Raw genomic sequence first — 16298 nt, 5'->3', positions numbered from 1 at the left:
GCCGTACCCGCCGCCCCGACCGTAGCCGTTGCCGCCCCAGTCGTCGGGGCGGGACTGCTCGATGTCGCGCTGTGCGATCTGCAGAGCCTCGGATGCCAGCGACCCGGCCCGCCGTGCGGTGGCGAGCACCGTGTCGCGCTGATCCTCGGCGACGGGGCCGAGGGGGAGGCCGGCGCGCAGGCGCTCGGCCTCGACGAAACGGGTCCGCGCGTCGGCGCCGATCCAGCCGCGGTGGCCGGTGATCAGGCCGCGTGCCACGGCGAGCTGGCGGTCGGCGTCGTCGATCGCGTGCTCGACCTGCTCCTGCGAGGGCACGGGTCGTGCGGCGCGCTCGCGCGCGAGATCCAGGTCGGCGTTCGCCTGGCGCAGAGACGACAGGGCCGCGAAGGGATCGCTGCGCGTGCCCGAGGCGGGCAACGCGGTCAGCGCCTGCTGCAGGGTCGTCATCGCCCGCGTGACGGCGGGCGTCTGGGCGCCGCGGCGGGCCTCGACGAGATCGTTGCGCGAGTCATCGACCACCGCGGCGAGCGTCGACTCCGCGCGCAGGGCCTCGATCTCGAAGGTGTCCACGGCATCCAGAAGGGATTCGGCGCGGCGCACGGCCTCGGTGGCCGCCTCGAGGGCGACCGACGCCTGCTCGCGTTGCCCGGCCTCGCGGCGCCGCTCCGACACCGCGGCGGTGTGCACGGCGAAGTCGAGCAACTGCTCGATCTCGTCGGGGTTGCCGCCGATCTGCGCGAGCGCCGAGTCGCTGTAGCGGCGCGACAGGCGCTCGACGACCTCGCGCGCGTTGGGGATGCGCTCGGCGAGGCGTTCGCGATCGGCCCGCACGCGCGCGAGCGTCTCGGGGGCGCGGCGCACCGCGTCGATCTTGGGCTGGAGCACCTGCGTCCGCTCTTCGAGCAGGTCCTCGGCCCAGTCCGAGAGTTGGATGATCCGCGCGTTGCGCGTGCGCAGCTCTTCTTTGGTGTCGGGAATCACGTCGTGGTTCAGCTGGTGCAGCTGGAACGCCTCGGCGAGGTGCGTGCGGACCGAGTCGAGCGCGGCGGCGAGGTCTTCGGTGGCCTTGTCTCCGAGCTCGGCGCGGGCGAAGTCGAGCTCGTCCGAGGTGAGTCGCACGCGCTCGTCGGCGGCGACGATCGCCAACTCCGCCCGGCGTGCCAGATCGGCATCCGCCGCGTCCTGTTCTTCGCGCTTCCTCTTGCCCCAGAAACCGGCCATGGCTCGATCCTAGGCGGCGTGCTCGCGCCGGTCGCCGTGTGTTCGCTGCGGGCGCGCCCCGGCGCTTTCGGATTGCGGCCGCCTCGCAGGTCACGAACGGGTAACACGGATAACATGAGCGGTGTATGCCTGTTCGCAGGCCGGCGTCCGTACGGGCGTCGCACCCGACAGATGGAGATTCTTCGTGGCAAATCCGCTCGAGAGACTGCTGCGCGCCGGCGAAGGCCGCATCCTGCGTCGCCTGCAGGGCGTGGTGAAGGCGACCGGGGCGCTCGAAGAGGACTACGAGCAGCTCACCGACGACGAACTGCGCAACGAGACCATCGAGCTGCGTGCCCGCTACGAGGCCGGCGAGACGCTCGACCAGCTCATGCCCGAGGCGTTCGCCGCCGTCCGCGAGGCGGCCAAGCGCACGCTCGGACAGCGCCCGTACGACGTGCAGATCATGGGCGGCGCGGCCCTGCACCTCGGCAACATCGCCGAGATGAAGACCGGTGAGGGCAAGACCCTGACCGCGGCCCTGCCCGCCTACCTGAACGCGATCGCCGGCAAGGGCGTGCACGTCATCACGGTGAACGACTTCCTCGCGAGCTACCAGTCCGAGCTCATGGGTCGTGTCTACCGCGCCCTCGGCATGACGACGGGGACGGTCGTCTCGGGGCAGACCCCCGAAGTCCGCCGCGAGCAGTACGAGGCCGACATCAGCTACGGCACGAACAACGAGTTCGGCTTCGACTACCTGCGCGACAACATGGCCTGGCGCAAAGAGGACCTCGTCCAGCGCGGCCACTTCTTCGCGATCGTCGACGAGGTCGACTCGATCCTCATCGACGAGGCGCGTACCCCGCTGATCATCTCGGGCCCGGCATCCGGCGAGGCCAACCGCTGGTTCGCGGAGTTCGCCAAGCTCGCCCGCACCCTCGAGGCCGGCGTCGACTACGAGGTCGACGAGAAGAAGCGCACCATCGGCGTGCTCGAGCCCGGCATCGAGAAGGTCGAGGACTACCTCGGCATCGACAACCTGTACGAGTCGGCCAACACCCCGCTCATCTCGTTCCTCAACAACTCGATCAAGGCCATCGCGCTGTTCAAGCGCGACACCGACTACGTCGTCATGAACGACGAGGTCATGATCGTCGACGAGCACACCGGTCGCATCCTGGTCGGACGCCGCTACAACGAGGGCATCCACCAGGCGATCGAGGCGAAAGAGAACGTGCCGGTCAAGGCCGAGAACCAGACCCTCGCCACCGTCACGCTCCAGAACTACTTCCGCCTCTACGACAAGCTCTCGGGCATGACCGGTACCGCCGAGACCGAGGCGGCCGAGTTCATGTCGACGTACAAGCTCGGCGTCGTGCCCATCCCCACCAACAAGCCGATGGTGCGCAAGGACCAGCCCGATCTCGTCTACAAGAACGAGACGGCGAAGTTCGCCCAGGTGGTCGAGGACATCGTCGAGCGCCACGAGAAGGGGCAGCCCGTCCTCGTCGGCACCACGAGCGTCGAGAAGAGCGAGTACCTCTCGCGCCTGCTGGCGAAGAAGGGCGTGCGCCACGAGGTGCTCAACGCCAAGAACCACGCGCGCGAGGCCGAGATCGTCGCCCGCGCCGGTCGCCTGGGGGCGGTCACGGTGGCCACCAACATGGCCGGTCGTGGAACCGACATCATGCTCGGCGGCAACGCCGAGTTCCTCGCCGTGCAAGAGATGAAGGCGAAGAACCTCGACCCGGTTGAGACGCCCGAGGCGTACGAGGCCGAGTGGGACGGCGTCTACCAGGGCGTGCGCGACACCGTGGCCGAAGAGGCCGCGAAGGTCACCGAGGCGGGCGGTCTCTACGTGCTCGGCACCGAGCGCCACGAGTCCCGTCGCATCGACAACCAGCTGCGCGGTCGCTCCGGCCGTCAGGGCGACCCGGGCGAGAGTCGCTTCTACCTGTCGCTCACCGATGACCTGATGCGCCTGTTCCAGTCGGGAGCGGCCGAGGCGATCCTCGCCCGCACGAACTTCCCCGACGACGTCGCGATCGAGTCGGGCCTGGTGTCGCGCGCGATCAAGAGCGCTCAGTCGCAGGTCGAGGCCCGCAACGCCGAGATGCGCAAGAACGTCCTCAAGTACGACGACGTGCTCAACCGCCAGCGCGAGGCCATCTACGCCGACCGTCGCCATATGCTGCAGGGCGATGACATCGCCGACCGCGTGCAGCACTTCATCGAGGACGCCATCACCGCCGTCATCGACGACCACACCGGATCGGGTCACACCGAGTCTTGGGACTTCGACGCCCTGTGGACCGAGCTGAAGACGCTGTACCCGGTGAGCGTGACGATCGACGAGGTCGTCGCCGAGGCGGGTGGCAACAAGGGCCGCATCACGCCCGAGGGCCTCAAGCGCGAGATCATCTCGGACGCGCGCATCGCGTACGAGAACCGCGAGAAGACCCTCGGCGAGCAGGCCCTGCGCGAACTCGAGCGTCGCGTGGTGCTGCAGGTGCTCGACCGCCGCTGGCGCGAGCACCTCTACGAGATGGACTACCTCAAGGACGGCATCGGCCTGCGCGCGATGGCCCAGCGCGACCCGCTCATCGAGTACCAGCGCGAGGGTTACCAGATGTTCCAGTCGATGATGGGACAGATCAAGGAAGAGTCCGTCGGCTTCCTCTACAACCTCGAGGTCGAGGTGCGCAGCGTCGACGGCGAGCCCGCGGCGCAGGTCGAGGCGAAGGGCCTCGCGCCGACCCCCGTCGAGACGCAGCGTCTGGAGTACTCCGCCGCGAACGACGCCGGAGAGGTCGAGGTGCGCAACGACCGCGGCCAGGTGCAGGCGGCCGCGACCAACCGTCTGCGGCAGGCTCAGCCCGCCCCATCGGCCGAGCCCGCGGGGGCCCGCGGAGCCTTCGGGCAGCGCACGGACGTCGCCGAGCAGCCCGAGGCGTCCAACCGCGCCGACCGCCGCGCCGCGAAGAAGAAGTAAGAACCGCAGAGAACGGATGCCGTGTCCCCGCCGGGGCACGGCATCCGTCGTCTTCCGAAGCCGCGGTGGGCGGGACGGACCGGTCCACCGGGTGTCGATTGGCCGTTCCGGGCCGGGGATATCCTGAACCGATGAGCCCGCTGCGCCCCCTCGATCAGTCGTCGAAGCTGAAGGACGTCCTCTACGAGATTCGCGGGGAGGCCCTCGTCGAGGCCGATCGGCTCGAGGCCGAGGGGCACGCGATCCTCAAGCTCAACACGGGCAACCCGGCGATCTTCGGCTTCGAGGCGCCGCACCAGATCGTGCGCGACATGATCGCGTCGGTGCCGAACGCCCACGGATACAGCGACAGCCGCGGCATCCTGTCGGCGCGCCGCGCCGTGGTGTCGCGCTACGAGCAGGAGCCCGGCTTCCCGCACCTCGACCCCGACCACGTCTTCCTCGGCAACGGCGTCTCCGAGCTGATCACCATGACGATGCAGGCGCTGCTCGACGAGGGCGACGAGGTGCTCATCCCCGCCCCGGACTACCCGCTGTGGACGGCGATGACGAGCCTGGGCGGCGGCACGCCCGTGCACTACGTGTGCGACGAGCAGCGCGAGTGGCAGCCCGACCTCGAGGACATCCGCTCGAAGATCACCCCGCGCACCAAGGCGATCGTCGTGATCAACCCCAACAACCCCACCGGCGCGGTCTACTCGCGCGAGGTGCTCGAGGGCATCGCCGCGATCGCGCGCGAGCACTCGCTGCTCGTCCTCGCCGACGAGATCTACGACCGCATCCTCTTCGACGACGCCGTGCACATCCCGATGGCGACGGTCGCGCCCGATCTGCTGGTGCTGACCTTCAACGGCCTGTCCAAGACGTACCGCGTCGCCGGCTACCGCTCGGGGTGGCTGGCGATCACCGGCCCCAAGTCGCACGCGCAGGGTTTCCTGCACGGCATCAACCTGCTGGCATCCACGCGTCTGTGTCCCAACGTGCCCGCGCAGTTCGCCGTGCAGGCTGCCCTGTCGGGGGTGCAGTCGATCGACGCGCTCATCGCGCCCACGGGTCGTCTGCACGAGCAGAGGGATGCCGCCTGGGAGGGCCTCGAGGCGATCCCGGGGGTCTCGTGCGTCAAGCCGCGCGGGGCTCTGTACGCCTTTCCGCGGTTCGACCCCGAGGTGTACGAGATTCCGGATGACGCCAAGTTCGTCCGCGATTTCCTCGTCGCCGAGCACGTGCTGCTGGTGCAGGGCTCGGGGTTCAACTGGCCGGCGACCGACCACGTGCGCATCGTGACGCTGCCCGAGGCCCGCGTCATCAGCGACGCGATCGAGCGTCTCGGGAACTTCTTGGCGTCCTGGCGGGCGTAGCCGACGAGGCGCGGGGCTTCAGCACGTCCCCCCGTGCGTGGGTCCGCAGTCCCGCGCTCGCTGACGTCGATTCAGCCTCGGTCGGATCGATCGGTCCGATGCGCATCCCCACGGCGGGAGGACCAGTCCGTGACCACGGTCGCGACGCTCCAGAGCATCAGAGGCAGCACCGACAGCGGGCCGAGCCACCAGGTGGTCAGCTCGTGGCTCGCGGAGATCGCAGTGCCGGCCAGGAACCACGTCATCGAGACGGCGAAAGCGAAAGCGCGCCACGGCGAGAGCAGAACGCGCAGACGCGTTCGCAACGACGTGCGATAGTCCTCACCGCTCATGTGCACGCCCCCCGCCGGGAAGCGGGCGCAAGAGGGCGCGCATTCGTCGCGCAGCGTCCGCGACGTCGTCGGTGATGCGGTCGATCTGGGGGAAGGGTCATCGTCCGCTGCTCTCATGTCGGGGAACGGGCGCCATCGCCGGCGGTGGAGACCGAGGCGAGGAGAATCGGGGGAGGAGGCGGGGCGACGCCCCGCGGCCCGGCCCGGTCGCCTCACGGTTCTGTCGTGAGGGGACCGGGCCGGGAGCGCGTCACAGGACTCCGAGCGAGGTCACGCGCCAGCGACCGTCCAGCCCCTCGAGACGGAGGGCTACCGCGCGGGTCCGGACGCGGGTGGTGACGGTGACCGTCGCCTCGACCACGTGGTCGGCCGGCGAGGACACGTGAACGTTGCGGATCGCGTGCGTCGTGCGCAAGGCCGGGAGGCCGCGGGCGCTGCGCGCGCGAGCGGTCAGGTTCGCCCGGGCGACGACGGCGGAGTACACATCACCGGACAGCCAGCGCGCGAGCTGGTCCACCTCGCGGACGCCGGCGAGGACCTCGAGCACCCCGTGGGCGACCTGCACGGCGAAGGTGTCGGGCGGCGGCAGATCGGCGACGGATGTCTTCTGCCTGCCGAAGTCATCGGTGGATGCCGTGGCAATGCGCGCGGTGGCGACGCGGTCATGCGTCGGCGGGGTACGTGTGGTGGAGTCGGACATGGTTCCCTTCCGTCGGTGAGGTGCGGCACGCGAGCGGGGGTGACGCCGACAGTAGAGCGGTTCGCGCACACATGTTTATGTGTTCGCCGAGATGGGGGCGGGTTTCGGCGGGAGGGACGCCGCGAAACCGGGCGTGCGCTCAGCCATGGTGGGCATGCGTGTCACCGTGTCCCCCGTTCGGGGGGAACGGCGGCTTCGCCCGCCGTGCGGCCACCACCCGGGCGCAGCCCGCGGCCACCGGAATCAGTCCACCCGCGATCTCACCCGGTTCGGGAGAAGATCGCGGGTGTGTTCACGCGTTCGCTCACCCGCGCCCCGTGGCGAACGCCTCTCGACGGGGTCGCCGACGGGGCCGCCCCCTAGGCTGGAGGCGTGTCGACACTCAGTGAACTCGTCTACGCCCAGGGCCGCTCCAGCGAGGCGGACGTCGAGTGGCTGCACCGGCTCGCCGGCGACGGGCAGCTGCTGGCCGACCTGGCGTTCGCCGACATCGTCATCTGGGTGCCGACGCAGGACGACTCGTTCGTCGCCGTCGCGCACACCCGGCCCGGGGGAGCGGCGACGCTCTTCTACCGCGACATCGTGGGAGACCGGGTGCGTCCGCAGTGGCGCACGCAGGTGCGCGAAGCATTCCAGAGCGGACGCATCGTCGACTCGGCATCCCCCGACTGGTTCGAAGAGACGCCCACGCGCGTGCGCGCGGTCCCCATCGTCCGCGAGCTGTCGCGCGAGGGCCACGCGGTCACGACGGTCGGCGTGCTCACCCGTCATACCAACCTCGGCGAGACGCGCACACCGTCACGTCAGCAGATCACGTTCAACGACTGCGCCGACGACCTGTTCGGAATGATCTCGTCGGCGGAGTTCCCCGACCTGTCGGCGCCCACCGCTCCGCGCCGCGGCGCGCCCCGAGCCTCCGACGGCCTCATCCGGCTCGACGTCGACGGGATCACGACCTTCGCGAGCCCCAATGCGCTCTCGGCGTTCAACCGCATGGGCTTCGACGACGAGCTCGAGGGCGAGTCGCTCGCCGAGGTGACCGCCCGCATCCTCCCGGCGAAACGCCAGGACGTCGACGAGTCCCTGCCGGTCGTGGTCAGCGGTCGTGCGCCGTGGCGCGCCGACATGGAGGCCCGGGGCGTCCAGGTGTCACTGCGCACCATCCCGCTGCGCAATCGCGGCACGCGCATCGGCGCGATCGTGCTCAGCCGCGACGTGACCGAGATCCGCCACCAGGAGCAGGAGCTCATCACCAAGGACGCCACGATCCGCGAGATCCACCACCGGGTCAAGAACAACCTGCAGACGGTCGCATCCCTGCTGCGCATCCAGGCGCGTCGCACGCACTCCGACGAGGCGCGCGACGCCCTGACGCAGGCGATGCGCCGCGTGTCGGCCATCGCCGTCGTGCACGACACCCTCTCCGAGGGACTGGCGCAGAACGTCGACTTCGACGACGTCTTCGCCCGCGTGCTCAAACTCGTGGCCGAGGTCGCCGCAGCCCCGAACACCCGCGCGCGCACGCGCACGACCGGGCAGTTCGGCACCCTGCCGAGCCAATTCGCCACGCCGCTCGCCCTCGCGCTGACCGAACTCGTCACCAACGCGGTCGAGCACGGCCTCGCCGGGCAGGAGGGCGACGTCGAGATCGCCGCGGAGCGCTCGGGCGAGATGCTCGAGGTCAGCGTCCGCGACACCGGCGTGGGGCTGCCCGAGGGGCAGGTCGGACGGGGCCTGGGCACGCAGATCGTGCGCACCCTCATCCAGGGCGAGCTGGGCGGCACCATCGATTGGCACACGCTCATGGGCAGCGGTACCGAGGTCACGATCGAGATCCCGCTGCGCTACATCGGCGGCTCCGCGTCCTGAGACGTCGAACCCGGTGGCATCCGTTTCATTCCACGGATGCCACGGCCCGACGTCCGCGCGACGGCGCTGGGCGCGTCGCGCGGGCGCGGCTCGTGCGACCCGTGCTCGACGCCCCGACAACGCGAAGACGCCCACCCCGAGGGGCGGGCGTCTTCGCGGAATCCGGCGTCAGGACGCGCGGCGGGCGCGGGCGGCGCGGCGCTTGAGCGCGCGACGCTCGTCTTCGCTCAGGCCACCCCAGACACCCGAGTCCTGGCCGGACTCGAGGGCGTACTGCAGGCAGACCTCGGTGACGGTGCAGCGTGCGCAGACCGACTTGGCCTTCTCGATCTGGTCGACCGCGGGGCCGGTGTTGCCGACGGGGAAGAACAGTTCGGGGTCGACGGTCAGGCAGGCTGCTTTGTCGCGCCAATCCATAGGGGTGCTCCTTGTAACAGAATTTTCGACGATTCGGCACCGGGATTCGGGTCCGGTACCCTGGTGGGAACGCGAGCGATTGCTCGCCCCACTTCGCTGTGGGAGCACACGGCTTCTTCCATGCTCCCATAGCGATTCCGCCTGATCAAGAGGTAACCGGTAGGTTTCCGGAACGTAACGGCGCAGCCGCGCTCGCCGGGGAGGCTTTCCGATGCCCATTCGTCTGGCGGCCGCCGCTCTGCTGGGACTCGAGGCTCTCGGCATCCTGGCCCTCGCGGGCTGGCAGACCGTCGCGCTCATCGGCGGCGACACCGATTCGGTCGTCAGCTCGATCGCGCTCATCGTGCTCACCGTGATCGGGGCGGCCATCGTCGGCGCTTTCGCGGTCGCGACCGCGCGCGACGTGTCGGCGGGACGATCGGGCGGGATCGTGACCCAGCTGCTCATCCTGTCGGTGGCGATCGGCGCCGTCACGGGGGAGTGGGCCTCGCCGGGGATCGCGGTCCTCATCGCCGTCCCCGCCGTCATCGGACTCGTGCTGCTCGTGCTCGCCGTGCGCGCGGGTGCCCCGCGCCGTCGCGACGAGGACTGACACGACGACAGACCCCGCCGGCGCTGACGCGGGGCGGGGTCTGTCGCTGCGGCGGGTCAGGCCGCCGCGAGGCCGAGCGTCTTGCGCAGGCGGGCGACGTGGCCGGTGGCCTTGACGTTGTAGAGCGCCTCGATGATCGCGCCCTCTTCGTCGACGACGAAGGTCGAGCGCAGGACGCCCGTGATCGTCTTGCCGTAGTTCTGCTTCTCGCCCCAGGCGCCGTAGGCCTCGTGCACGGTGTGGTCGGGGTCGCTCAGCAGCGGGAACGTCAGACCGTCGCTGTCGCGGAAGGCGCGCAGCTTCTCGGGGGTGTCGCGCGAGATGCCGAGAACCGTGTAGCCGGCGCCCTGCAGCGAGGCGAGGCTGTCGCGGAAGTCGCAGGCCTGCGTCGTGCACCCGGGCGTCTGGGCGGCGGGGTAGAAGTACAGGATCACGCGCCGACCCCGGAAATCGCTCAGCGAGACGGGGTGCTCGTCCTGATCCATCAGGGTGAAGTCGGGTGCGGCGGAGCCGGGTTCGAGGTTCGTCACCCCTCCAGCCTAGAACGCTCGATGCCCTGGAACGTCGTGAGCAGCCGCTGCAGCGAGTCCAGCCGGGCCGCCGCACCAGGACCGAGGCGCCCCGACTCGACGGCCTCGATGATCGCGCAGTCGGGGGCGTCGGGCAGGTGCGTGCAGCCGCGTGGGCAGTCCTCTGCGGCCTCGGCCAGATCGGTGAACGCCCCCAGGACGTGGGCGGGATCGACGTGGCCCAGACCGAACGAGCGGACGCCGGGGGTGTCGATCACCCACCCGGTGCCGGCCGGTCCGCGATAGCGCAGCGACACCGCCGACGACGAGGTGTGCCGACCGCGGCCCGTGACGGTGTTGACGTGTCCGGTCGCCCGCTCCGACCCGGTGAGGGCGTTCACCAGGGTCGACTTGCCGACGCCCGAGTGCCCGACGAACACGGTCGCGTGCCCCGCGAGCGCTTCTCCGATCGCCTCGAGCGGCATGCGGCCCTGCGCGCTCGTGAACACGCGCAGGTCGATGCCGTCGAAGTGCGACAGGAACTCGGTCGGATCGGCCAGGTCGGTCTTGGTGACGACGAGCAGGGGGCGGATGCCGGCATCCAGCGCCGCGACGAGGTACCGGTCGACGAGGCGTTCGCGCGGCTCGGGGTCGGCTGCCGCGACGACGACGAGCATCTGGTCGGCGTTGGCGACGATGACCCGCTCGACCTGATCGGTGTCGTCGGCGCTGCGACGCAGCAGAGAGGTCCGGTCCTCGATGCCGACGATGCGCCCCAGGGTGCCCTCGTCGCCGGAGAGATCGCCGACCACGCGGGCGCGGTCGCCGTTGACGATGGGCTGCTTGCGCAGTTCGCGGGCGCGGGTGGCCAGCACGCGGCGCTCATCCGGCCCGTCCTCGTCGACGAGCACGGTGTAACGCCCCCGGTCCACACCCAGGACGCGCGCGATCTGCGCGTCCGCGTGCGCGGGGCGCCGCTTGGTGCGCGGGCGGTTGGCCTTGGGGTTGGGGCGGACGCGGATCGAGGACTCGTCGTAGGCGAGGTCGTCGTTGTCGTCCGCGTCGTCGAGCCAGCTCACGGGCGGTCCGTGGCATCCATCCCCAGCATGCCCCGCCACAGGGTGGCGAACTGGGGAAGGGTCTTGGCGGTGGTGCCGATGTCGTCGATCCGCACGCCGGGGACCTTCAAGCCGATGAGGGCGCCGGTGGTGGCGAGGCGGTGGTCGTGGTGCGCCTTCCACTCGCCGCCGTGCAGGGGCTGCGGGACGATGCGGATGCCGTCCTCGAGCTCGTGCGCCTCGCCGCCGATCGAACGCAGGTTGCCGACGAGCGCGGCGATGCGGTCGGTCTCGTGACCGCGGATGTGGCCGATGCCGTGCAGGACCGTGGGGCCGTCCGCGAAGGCGGCGAGACCGAAGAGCGTGGGCGCGAGTTCTCCGGCGGCCGACAGGTCGAGATCGACGCCCAGGATGCCGTCGTCGCCGGCGGCGACCGTCAGGGCACCGCCGCGGCGACTGACCCGCGCGCCCATCTCGGCGAGGATGTCGACCAGCAGGGCCCCGGGCTGGGTGCTGTGCAGCGGCCACCCCGTGACGGTGACGGACCCGCCGGCCACCATCGCCGCGGCCAGGAACGGAGCGGCGTTAGACAGATCGGGCTCGATCGCGACGTCTTTGCTGCGGACCGGACCGGCGGGCACGATCCATTCGCCCGGCGCCGGCCGTTCGACGTGGATGGCGCGATGCGCGAGGGACTCGACGGTCATGTCGATGTGCGGGATGCTCGGCAGGCGCGAGCCGACGTGCCGCAGGCGCAGGCCCACGTCGAAGCGCGCCGCCGCGAGCAGGAGTCCCGAGACGAACTGGCTCGACTGACTCGCGTCGATCTCGACCTCTCCGCCGCGGACGTGCCCGTGACCGCGCACCGAGAAGGGCAGGGCCCAGTGGCCGCCGTCGTCGATGTCGACGCCGACGTCGCGCAGGGCGCGGATCATCGCGCCCATCGGGCGGTGCAGGGCGCTCTCGTGGGCGGTGACGTGCACGTCGCCGCGCGCGAGCCCGGCGAGCGGCGCGATGAAGCGCATGACGGTCCCGGCCTGGCCGCAATCGACCGTGGTGCCGCCGGTGAACGTCGCGGGCGGGGTGACCTGCAGGTCGGGGCCGAACAGGGAATCGGTCTCGAGCTCGTCGATCCCCACGCCGAGGGCGCGCAGGGCATCGACCATGCGCGCGGAATCGTCGGAGTGCAGGGGGGCTCGCAGGATGCCGGGGCCGTCGGCGATCGCGGCGAGGATGAGCTCGCGGTTGGTGAGGGACTTCGAACCCGGCACCGTGAGGGTGGCATCCACCGCTGCGGCGGCGACGGGCGCGTCCCACTCGCCGCGAGGAGTGGCGGCCGAAGGGGAATACCCGAGTGCAGTCATCGGTTCCTAGCCTACTGAAAGGGGACGACACGTGACCGCACTTCTGGAGCGAGACCGCACCGTCGCAGCCATCCCGGTGGCCGTGACGGGGCGCGACGTAGACTTGCGCCCGATGAACGACACCGCAGACGCGACGGAGCCCCGCGCACAGTTCGAAGAGCAGGCCCTGCCCTTCATGGATCAGCTCTACGCGGCGGCCATGCGCATGACGCGCAATCCCGCCGACGCGGCCGACCTCGTGCAGGAGACCTTCGTTAAGGCCTTCGGCTCGTGGGCGTCCTTCACGCAGGGCACGAACCTCAAAGCGTGGCTCTACCGCATCCTGACGAACACGTACATCAACACGTACCGCAAGAAGCAGCGCGAGCCGTACCAGAGCGCGATCGACGACCTCGAGGACTGGCAGCTCGGCGGCGCCGAGTCCACCACCGCCTCGAGCGCCCGCTCGGCCGAGGCCGAGGCGATCGATCACATGCCGGCATCCGTCGTCAAGGACGCCCTGCAGTCGATCCCCGAGGATTTCCGGATGGCGGTGTACCTCGCCGACGTCGAGGGCTTCGCCTACCAGGAGATCGCCGACATCATGAAGACCCCCATCGGCACGGTCATGAGCCGTCTGCACCGCGGACGACGCCTTCTTCGTGACCTGCTGTCGGACTACGCCAAGGAGCGCGGCATCCACACCGCGACGGGAGAGAAGAAATGAGCGACTGCGGCTGCGACAAGGCACGACGCGACCTCGAGGAGTACCTGCGCAACGAGGTCTGCAAGACCGAGGCGAAGGACATCCGCGAGCACCTGGAGAACTGCCCCGGATGCCAGGACGAGGCGCACGTCGCCCGGACCCTGACCGAGGTCGTCGCCCGGGCGTGCAAGGAGACGGCGCCCGAGGAACTGCGCGACCAGGTGCTCTCGCGCCTGCGCGCCATCCAGGCCACCCACTGACCGTCGCCGTCACCGTGTGACGGATCGCCGGGCGCGTGTCGGGGGTCGTCCGTAGGGTGGAGCCATGGCATCCATCGACCCTCTGACGTTGCCCCTCGACGACACCTCCGCGGCGGATCTCGCCGCGCACGGCCTCGACTACGCCCGCGTGGATGCCGACGGCCCCGGCTTCCGCCCGTTCCAGCGGGCCGTGGCGCGGGGATTCCTCGGCGCCGAGTCCAGCGACGACGAAGCCGAGAACGCCCGCCTGACGCTGCGCACGCGTCGTCTGACCGGGGTCTTCGACCGCAGTGCGATCGAGCCCGAGGTGCCCGTCGGCACCGTCGACTCCTGGGTGGCACCGCTCACGACCTCGCCGGGGCGCCAGCTCGACATGTGGTCGATCAGCGCCGTCACGGTGGCACCCACGCACCGTCGTCGCGGCATCGCCCGCGCGATGCTGGGCGGCGAACTGCGGACGGCCGCCGCGGCGGGCGCCGCCGTCGCCGGTCTCACGGTGACCGAAGCCACGATCTACGGACGCTGGGGATTCTCGCCGGCGACGTGGGCATCGGACGTCGTCGTCGACACGCGCCGCGCCCGTTGGGCCGGGCCGACGGCGCCCGGGCGGCTGGACTTCGTGCCGCGGGAGGGTCTCGCCGAGCGCATCTCGGCGGTGCACGAGCGCGTCCGGGTCCAGCGCCCCGGCTCCGTGCCCGGGTGGGACGGCCGTTGGCGCGGACTGGCGGGCACCGCCCCCGGCGACAAAGAGGCCGAGAAGGTGCGCGCCGTCGTCTACCGCGACACCGAGGGGGTGGAGCGCGGCATCCTCGTCTACACGATCGCCGAGGCGGAGTCGTTCAGCGCGCACGAGCTGAACGTGCGCGCGCTCTTCGCCGACGGGGGCGAGGCGACCGCCGCGCTGTGGCGTTTCGCGATCGAGCTCGACCTCGTCGCGCAGGTCAAGGCGTGGCTGCAGCCGCCGGTCCCGCCGGTGCAGTGGATGGTGGTCGACCGACGGGCCGTGACCGCGACCCTCACCGATCACCAGTGGCTGCGCGTGCTCGACGTGCCGAAGGCGCTGGCCTCCCGCCAGTACAGCGCGCCCCTCGACGTCGTGCTGCGGGTCGGCGACCCCCTCGGGTTCGCCGAGGGCGACTGGCACGTGCGCGTCGACGACGACGGAGAAGCTCGCGTTGAGCGGGCCGGCGACGTGCCCGCCGAGGTGGTGACGGGCGGGGTGAACGCGCTCGGATCCCTGCTGCTCGGCGGAGTGCGCGCGAGCGAGCTGGCCGAATCGGGTGCGCTCGTCGGGCCGGCGCACGCGCTCGCGGCGATCGACCGTTCCTTTGCGCCCGCTATGACTCCGCTGCTCGACATCTGGTACTGATCCCGCCGCGGCGGCTTTGCTCATAGGCTTGCGCCGATGTCCGAAACAGCCCCGCCTCCGGCCGAAGAGCGCACCCCGTCGAGGTGGGGCGTGGTCGCGTCGTTCGCGCGCCACTACCTCGCCCGCAACCCCGTCGCCGTGGCCACGGCGGTCCTCGTGCTCACCGCCGCGGCCGCCACGGGGTCGCTGTGGAACGACGAGGGCGCCCTCGTCTGGGGCGCCGGACCCCTGGCGACGTTCGCCAGTGGCCGGTGGTGGACGCTGCTGACCGCGCTCGTCGTGCCGGACTCGACCGTCGACGCGGTGTCGTCCGTCGCGCTCGCCGTGACGGTGCTCGCCTACGCCGAGCGCCTGCTGGGGTCGCGACGCACGGCCATCGTGCTGGGGGCTGTCGGCTTCTCGGGCCTGCTGCTGGGCATCGGCTTCCACGCCGCCGCCTGGGCGCTGACCGATCTGCGACCGGTGGTGGCCGCCGAGGTGCCCGTGCTCGACCCGACGACCCCGATCGCCGGGGCCGTCATGGCCGCATCGGCCCTCGCCCCCACCCTGTGGCGGCGCCGGGTGCGGCTGGTCGGCTTCGCCTTCCTGGCGCTGTTCGCGCTCTACGCGGGCGACGCCGACAGCTGGTACCGCCTCACCGCGGCGGTCATCGGCCTGATCGTGGGCGCCATCCTCGCGCGGGGACGCGAGCGTCGTTCGTGGCACCGCAGCTCTGCCCGAGAGACCCGGACGCTGTTGGCCATGCTCGTGGCCGTCGTCGGCTCCGGCCCCATCGTCGCCCTGATCAGCGGCGGCGGACGAGGGCCGCTGTCGCTGGTGGTCGACGCGTACACGCAGTACGACGACGAGCTGCTCGCGCAGTGCGGGTCGGTTGCGGCATCCGTGTGCGACGAACAGGTCGCGCTGCTGATGACGCGCGGGGCCGGCCCCGCGCTGCTCGCCATCGTTCCGCTCGTCCTGCTGCTGGTCGCGGCGTGGGGTCTTCGCCAGGGCAGACGGGCGGCATGGGCCGTCGCGGTCTTCGTCCTCGTCGCGTCGGCCGTCCTGCCGATCGTGTCGCTGCTGGACGGGCGCCTGCGCATCGATCCCTGGGTCGACGGCAGCGGCGCCGAGTACGTGCTGTGGGCCCTCGCGTCGATCGTCATCCCCCTCGTCCTGGCGGCGGCGCTGGTGGTGGCTCGCGCTCGTTTCACGGTCCGAGCGACGACGAGGGCCGCCCGCACCGTCGCGGTCGTGGTGGGCACCGCCTTCGTCGTGTGCGCCACGACCCTGTTCGTCGTCGAGTCGATCGGCCGGCGCGTCTTCGATCGCGAGGTCTCGGTCGCCGACCTCGTCCTGTTGACACTCCGTCGCTTCCTGCCCCCGGCCTTCACCCATCCCGGCGGTTCGCCCGCCTTCCCGCACAGCGGGCCGGCGCTCTTCGCCTACCAGTGGATCGGCGTGCTGTTCTGGGCGGTCGTGGTCGCGGCGATCCTCTGGCTCTACCGCCGGATCCAGCGTCCCGACGTCGACGGCGACGATCTCTACCGCGACCTGCTGCGGCGGGGGAGTGACACGCTCGGCTTCCTCGGGACGTGGGAGGGCAACCGC

Annotated in this window: 14 protein-coding genes and 1 pseudogene; 8 read left to right on the top strand and 7 right to left on the bottom strand. The window is 70.9% G+C overall.

Translation table 11 applies throughout. The features are described from left to right. Positions 1 to 1221: hypothetical protein (locus DBR36_RS01740; RefSeq protein WP_108317298.1), on the bottom strand; the 1221-nt coding region annotated here is incomplete at its 3' end. A gap of 184 nt (positions 1222 to 1405) precedes the next feature. On the opposite strand from DBR36_RS01740, the gene secA reads away from it, so the two are divergent. After that, positions 1406 to 4195 carry a preprotein translocase subunit SecA gene (gene secA / locus DBR36_RS01735; RefSeq protein WP_108317297.1) on the top strand — a complete coding sequence of 930 codons (2790 nt, stop codon included), beginning with the start codon at positions 1406 to 1408 and terminating at the stop codon, positions 4193 to 4195. Positions 4196 to 4326: 131 nt separating this feature from the next. After that, a complete protein-coding gene (locus tag DBR36_RS01730; RefSeq protein WP_108317296.1) occupies positions 4327 to 5553 on the top strand; it encodes a pyridoxal phosphate-dependent aminotransferase in 1227 nt (408 codons plus the stop codon). A 71-nt stretch (positions 5554 to 5624) separates the two neighbouring features. On the opposite strand, the gene DBR36_RS01725 is transcribed toward DBR36_RS01730, so the two are convergent. Beyond that, entirely contained in the window at positions 5625 to 5885 is a 261-nt protein-coding gene (locus tag DBR36_RS01725) for a hypothetical protein (protein ID WP_108317295.1), read from the bottom strand. A gap of 250 nt (positions 5886 to 6135) precedes the next feature. Next, positions 6136 to 6585 carry an Rv3235 family protein gene (locus DBR36_RS01720; RefSeq protein ID WP_108317294.1) on the bottom strand — a complete coding sequence of 150 codons (450 nt, stop codon included), beginning with the start codon at positions 6583 to 6585 and terminating at the stop codon, positions 6136 to 6138. A 372-nt stretch (positions 6586 to 6957) separates the two neighbouring features. Here DBR36_RS01720 and DBR36_RS01715 point away from each other — a divergent pair, with 372 nt between their 5' ends. Beyond that, a complete protein-coding gene (locus DBR36_RS01715) occupies positions 6958 to 8454 on the top strand; it encodes a sensor histidine kinase (RefSeq protein ID WP_108317293.1) in 1497 nt (498 codons plus the stop codon). Between the two features lie 168 nt (positions 8455 to 8622). Here DBR36_RS01715 and DBR36_RS01710 read toward each other — a convergent pair whose 3' ends face one another. Then, entirely contained in the window at positions 8623 to 8871 is a 249-nt protein-coding gene (locus tag DBR36_RS01710) for a WhiB family transcriptional regulator (RefSeq protein ID WP_013583608.1), read from the bottom strand. A gap of 211 nt (positions 8872 to 9082) precedes the next feature. Between DBR36_RS01710 and DBR36_RS01705 the strand changes: the two genes are divergently transcribed. Next, complete coding sequence (locus DBR36_RS01705; RefSeq protein ID WP_108317292.1) at positions 9083 to 9463, top strand: histidine kinase; 381 nt, start codon at positions 9083 to 9085, stop codon at positions 9461 to 9463. Between the two features lie 56 nt (positions 9464 to 9519). On the opposite strand, the gene bcp is transcribed toward DBR36_RS01705, so the two are convergent. Genes bcp through aroA form a run of 3 tightly spaced genes read right to left on the bottom strand, consistent with a single transcriptional unit; the run spans position 9520 to position 12394 of the window. After that, complete coding sequence (gene bcp / locus DBR36_RS01700; protein ID WP_108317291.1) at positions 9520 to 9993, bottom strand: thioredoxin-dependent thiol peroxidase; 474 nt, start codon at positions 9991 to 9993, stop codon at positions 9520 to 9522. Continuing rightward, a complete protein-coding gene (gene rsgA, locus DBR36_RS01695; RefSeq protein WP_108317290.1) occupies positions 9990 to 11051 on the bottom strand; it encodes a ribosome small subunit-dependent GTPase A in 1062 nt (353 codons plus the stop codon). The genes bcp and rsgA overlap by 4 nt, the downstream gene beginning before the upstream one ends. Then, complete coding sequence (gene aroA / locus DBR36_RS01690) at positions 11048 to 12394, bottom strand: 3-phosphoshikimate 1-carboxyvinyltransferase (protein ID WP_108317289.1); 1347 nt, start codon at positions 12392 to 12394, stop codon at positions 11048 to 11050. Before aroA ends, rsgA begins: the two co-directional genes overlap by 4 nt. Before the next feature lie 112 nt (positions 12395 to 12506). Here aroA and DBR36_RS01685 point away from each other — a divergent pair, with 112 nt between their 5' ends. From DBR36_RS01685 to DBR36_RS01670, 4 genes and pseudogenes are all read left to right on the top strand, one after another. Continuing rightward, on the top strand, positions 12507 to 13100 hold the full coding sequence (locus DBR36_RS01685) for a sigma-70 family RNA polymerase sigma factor (protein WP_108317299.1): 594 nt from the start codon (positions 12507 to 12509) through the stop codon (positions 13098 to 13100). Next, entirely contained in the window at positions 13097 to 13339 is a 243-nt protein-coding gene (locus tag DBR36_RS01680; RefSeq protein ID WP_108317288.1) for a zf-HC2 domain-containing protein, read from the top strand. Before DBR36_RS01685 ends, DBR36_RS01680 begins: the two co-directional genes overlap by 4 nt. A 64-nt stretch (positions 13340 to 13403) precedes the next feature. Then, positions 13404 to 14708 (top strand): GNAT family N-acetyltransferase, encoded by a 1305-nt coding sequence (locus tag DBR36_RS01675; protein WP_108317287.1) that lies wholly within the window; start codon positions 13404 to 13406, stop codon positions 14706 to 14708. A 36-nt stretch (positions 14709 to 14744) separates the two neighbouring features. Next, a pseudogene (locus DBR36_RS01670) lies at positions 14745 to 16298 on the top strand (hypothetical protein); the annotation flags it as partial.

This window comes from Microbacterium sp. HMWF026, assembly GCF_003061325.1.
In the GTDB taxonomy this organism is placed as follows: Bacteria; Actinomycetota; Actinomycetes; order Actinomycetales; family Microbacteriaceae; genus Microbacterium; species Microbacterium testaceum_E.
This window is presented reverse-complemented; position numbering and strand designations above follow the sequence as displayed.

Excerpts from the sequence above, each read along its gene's own strand:
- DBR36_RS01675 (WP_108317287.1), top strand. The coding sequence starts at position 13,404 with ATGGCATCCATCGACCCTCTGACGTTGCCCCTCGACGACACCTCCGCG.
- DBR36_RS01725 (WP_108317295.1), bottom strand. The coding sequence starts at position 5,885 with ATGAGCGGTGAGGACTATCGCACGTCGTTGCGAACGCGTCTGCGCGTT.
- DBR36_RS01685 (WP_108317299.1), top strand. The coding sequence starts at position 12,507 with ATGAACGACACCGCAGACGCGACGGAGCCCCGCGCACAGTTCGAAGAG.
- DBR36_RS01705 (WP_108317292.1), top strand. The coding sequence starts at position 9,083 with ATGCCCATTCGTCTGGCGGCCGCCGCTCTGCTGGGACTCGAGGCTCTC.
- DBR36_RS01680 (WP_108317288.1), top strand. The coding sequence starts at position 13,097 with ATGAGCGACTGCGGCTGCGACAAGGCACGACGCGACCTCGAGGAGTAC.
- aroA (WP_108317289.1), bottom strand. The coding sequence starts at position 12,394 with ATGACTGCACTCGGGTATTCCCCTTCGGCCGCCACTCCTCGCGGCGAG.
- DBR36_RS01710 (WP_013583608.1), bottom strand. The coding sequence starts at position 8,871 with ATGGATTGGCGCGACAAAGCAGCCTGCCTGACCGTCGACCCCGAACTG.
- DBR36_RS01730 (WP_108317296.1), top strand. The coding sequence starts at position 4,327 with ATGAGCCCGCTGCGCCCCCTCGATCAGTCGTCGAAGCTGAAGGACGTC.
- DBR36_RS01720 (WP_108317294.1), bottom strand. The coding sequence starts at position 6,585 with ATGTCCGACTCCACCACACGTACCCCGCCGACGCATGACCGCGTCGCC.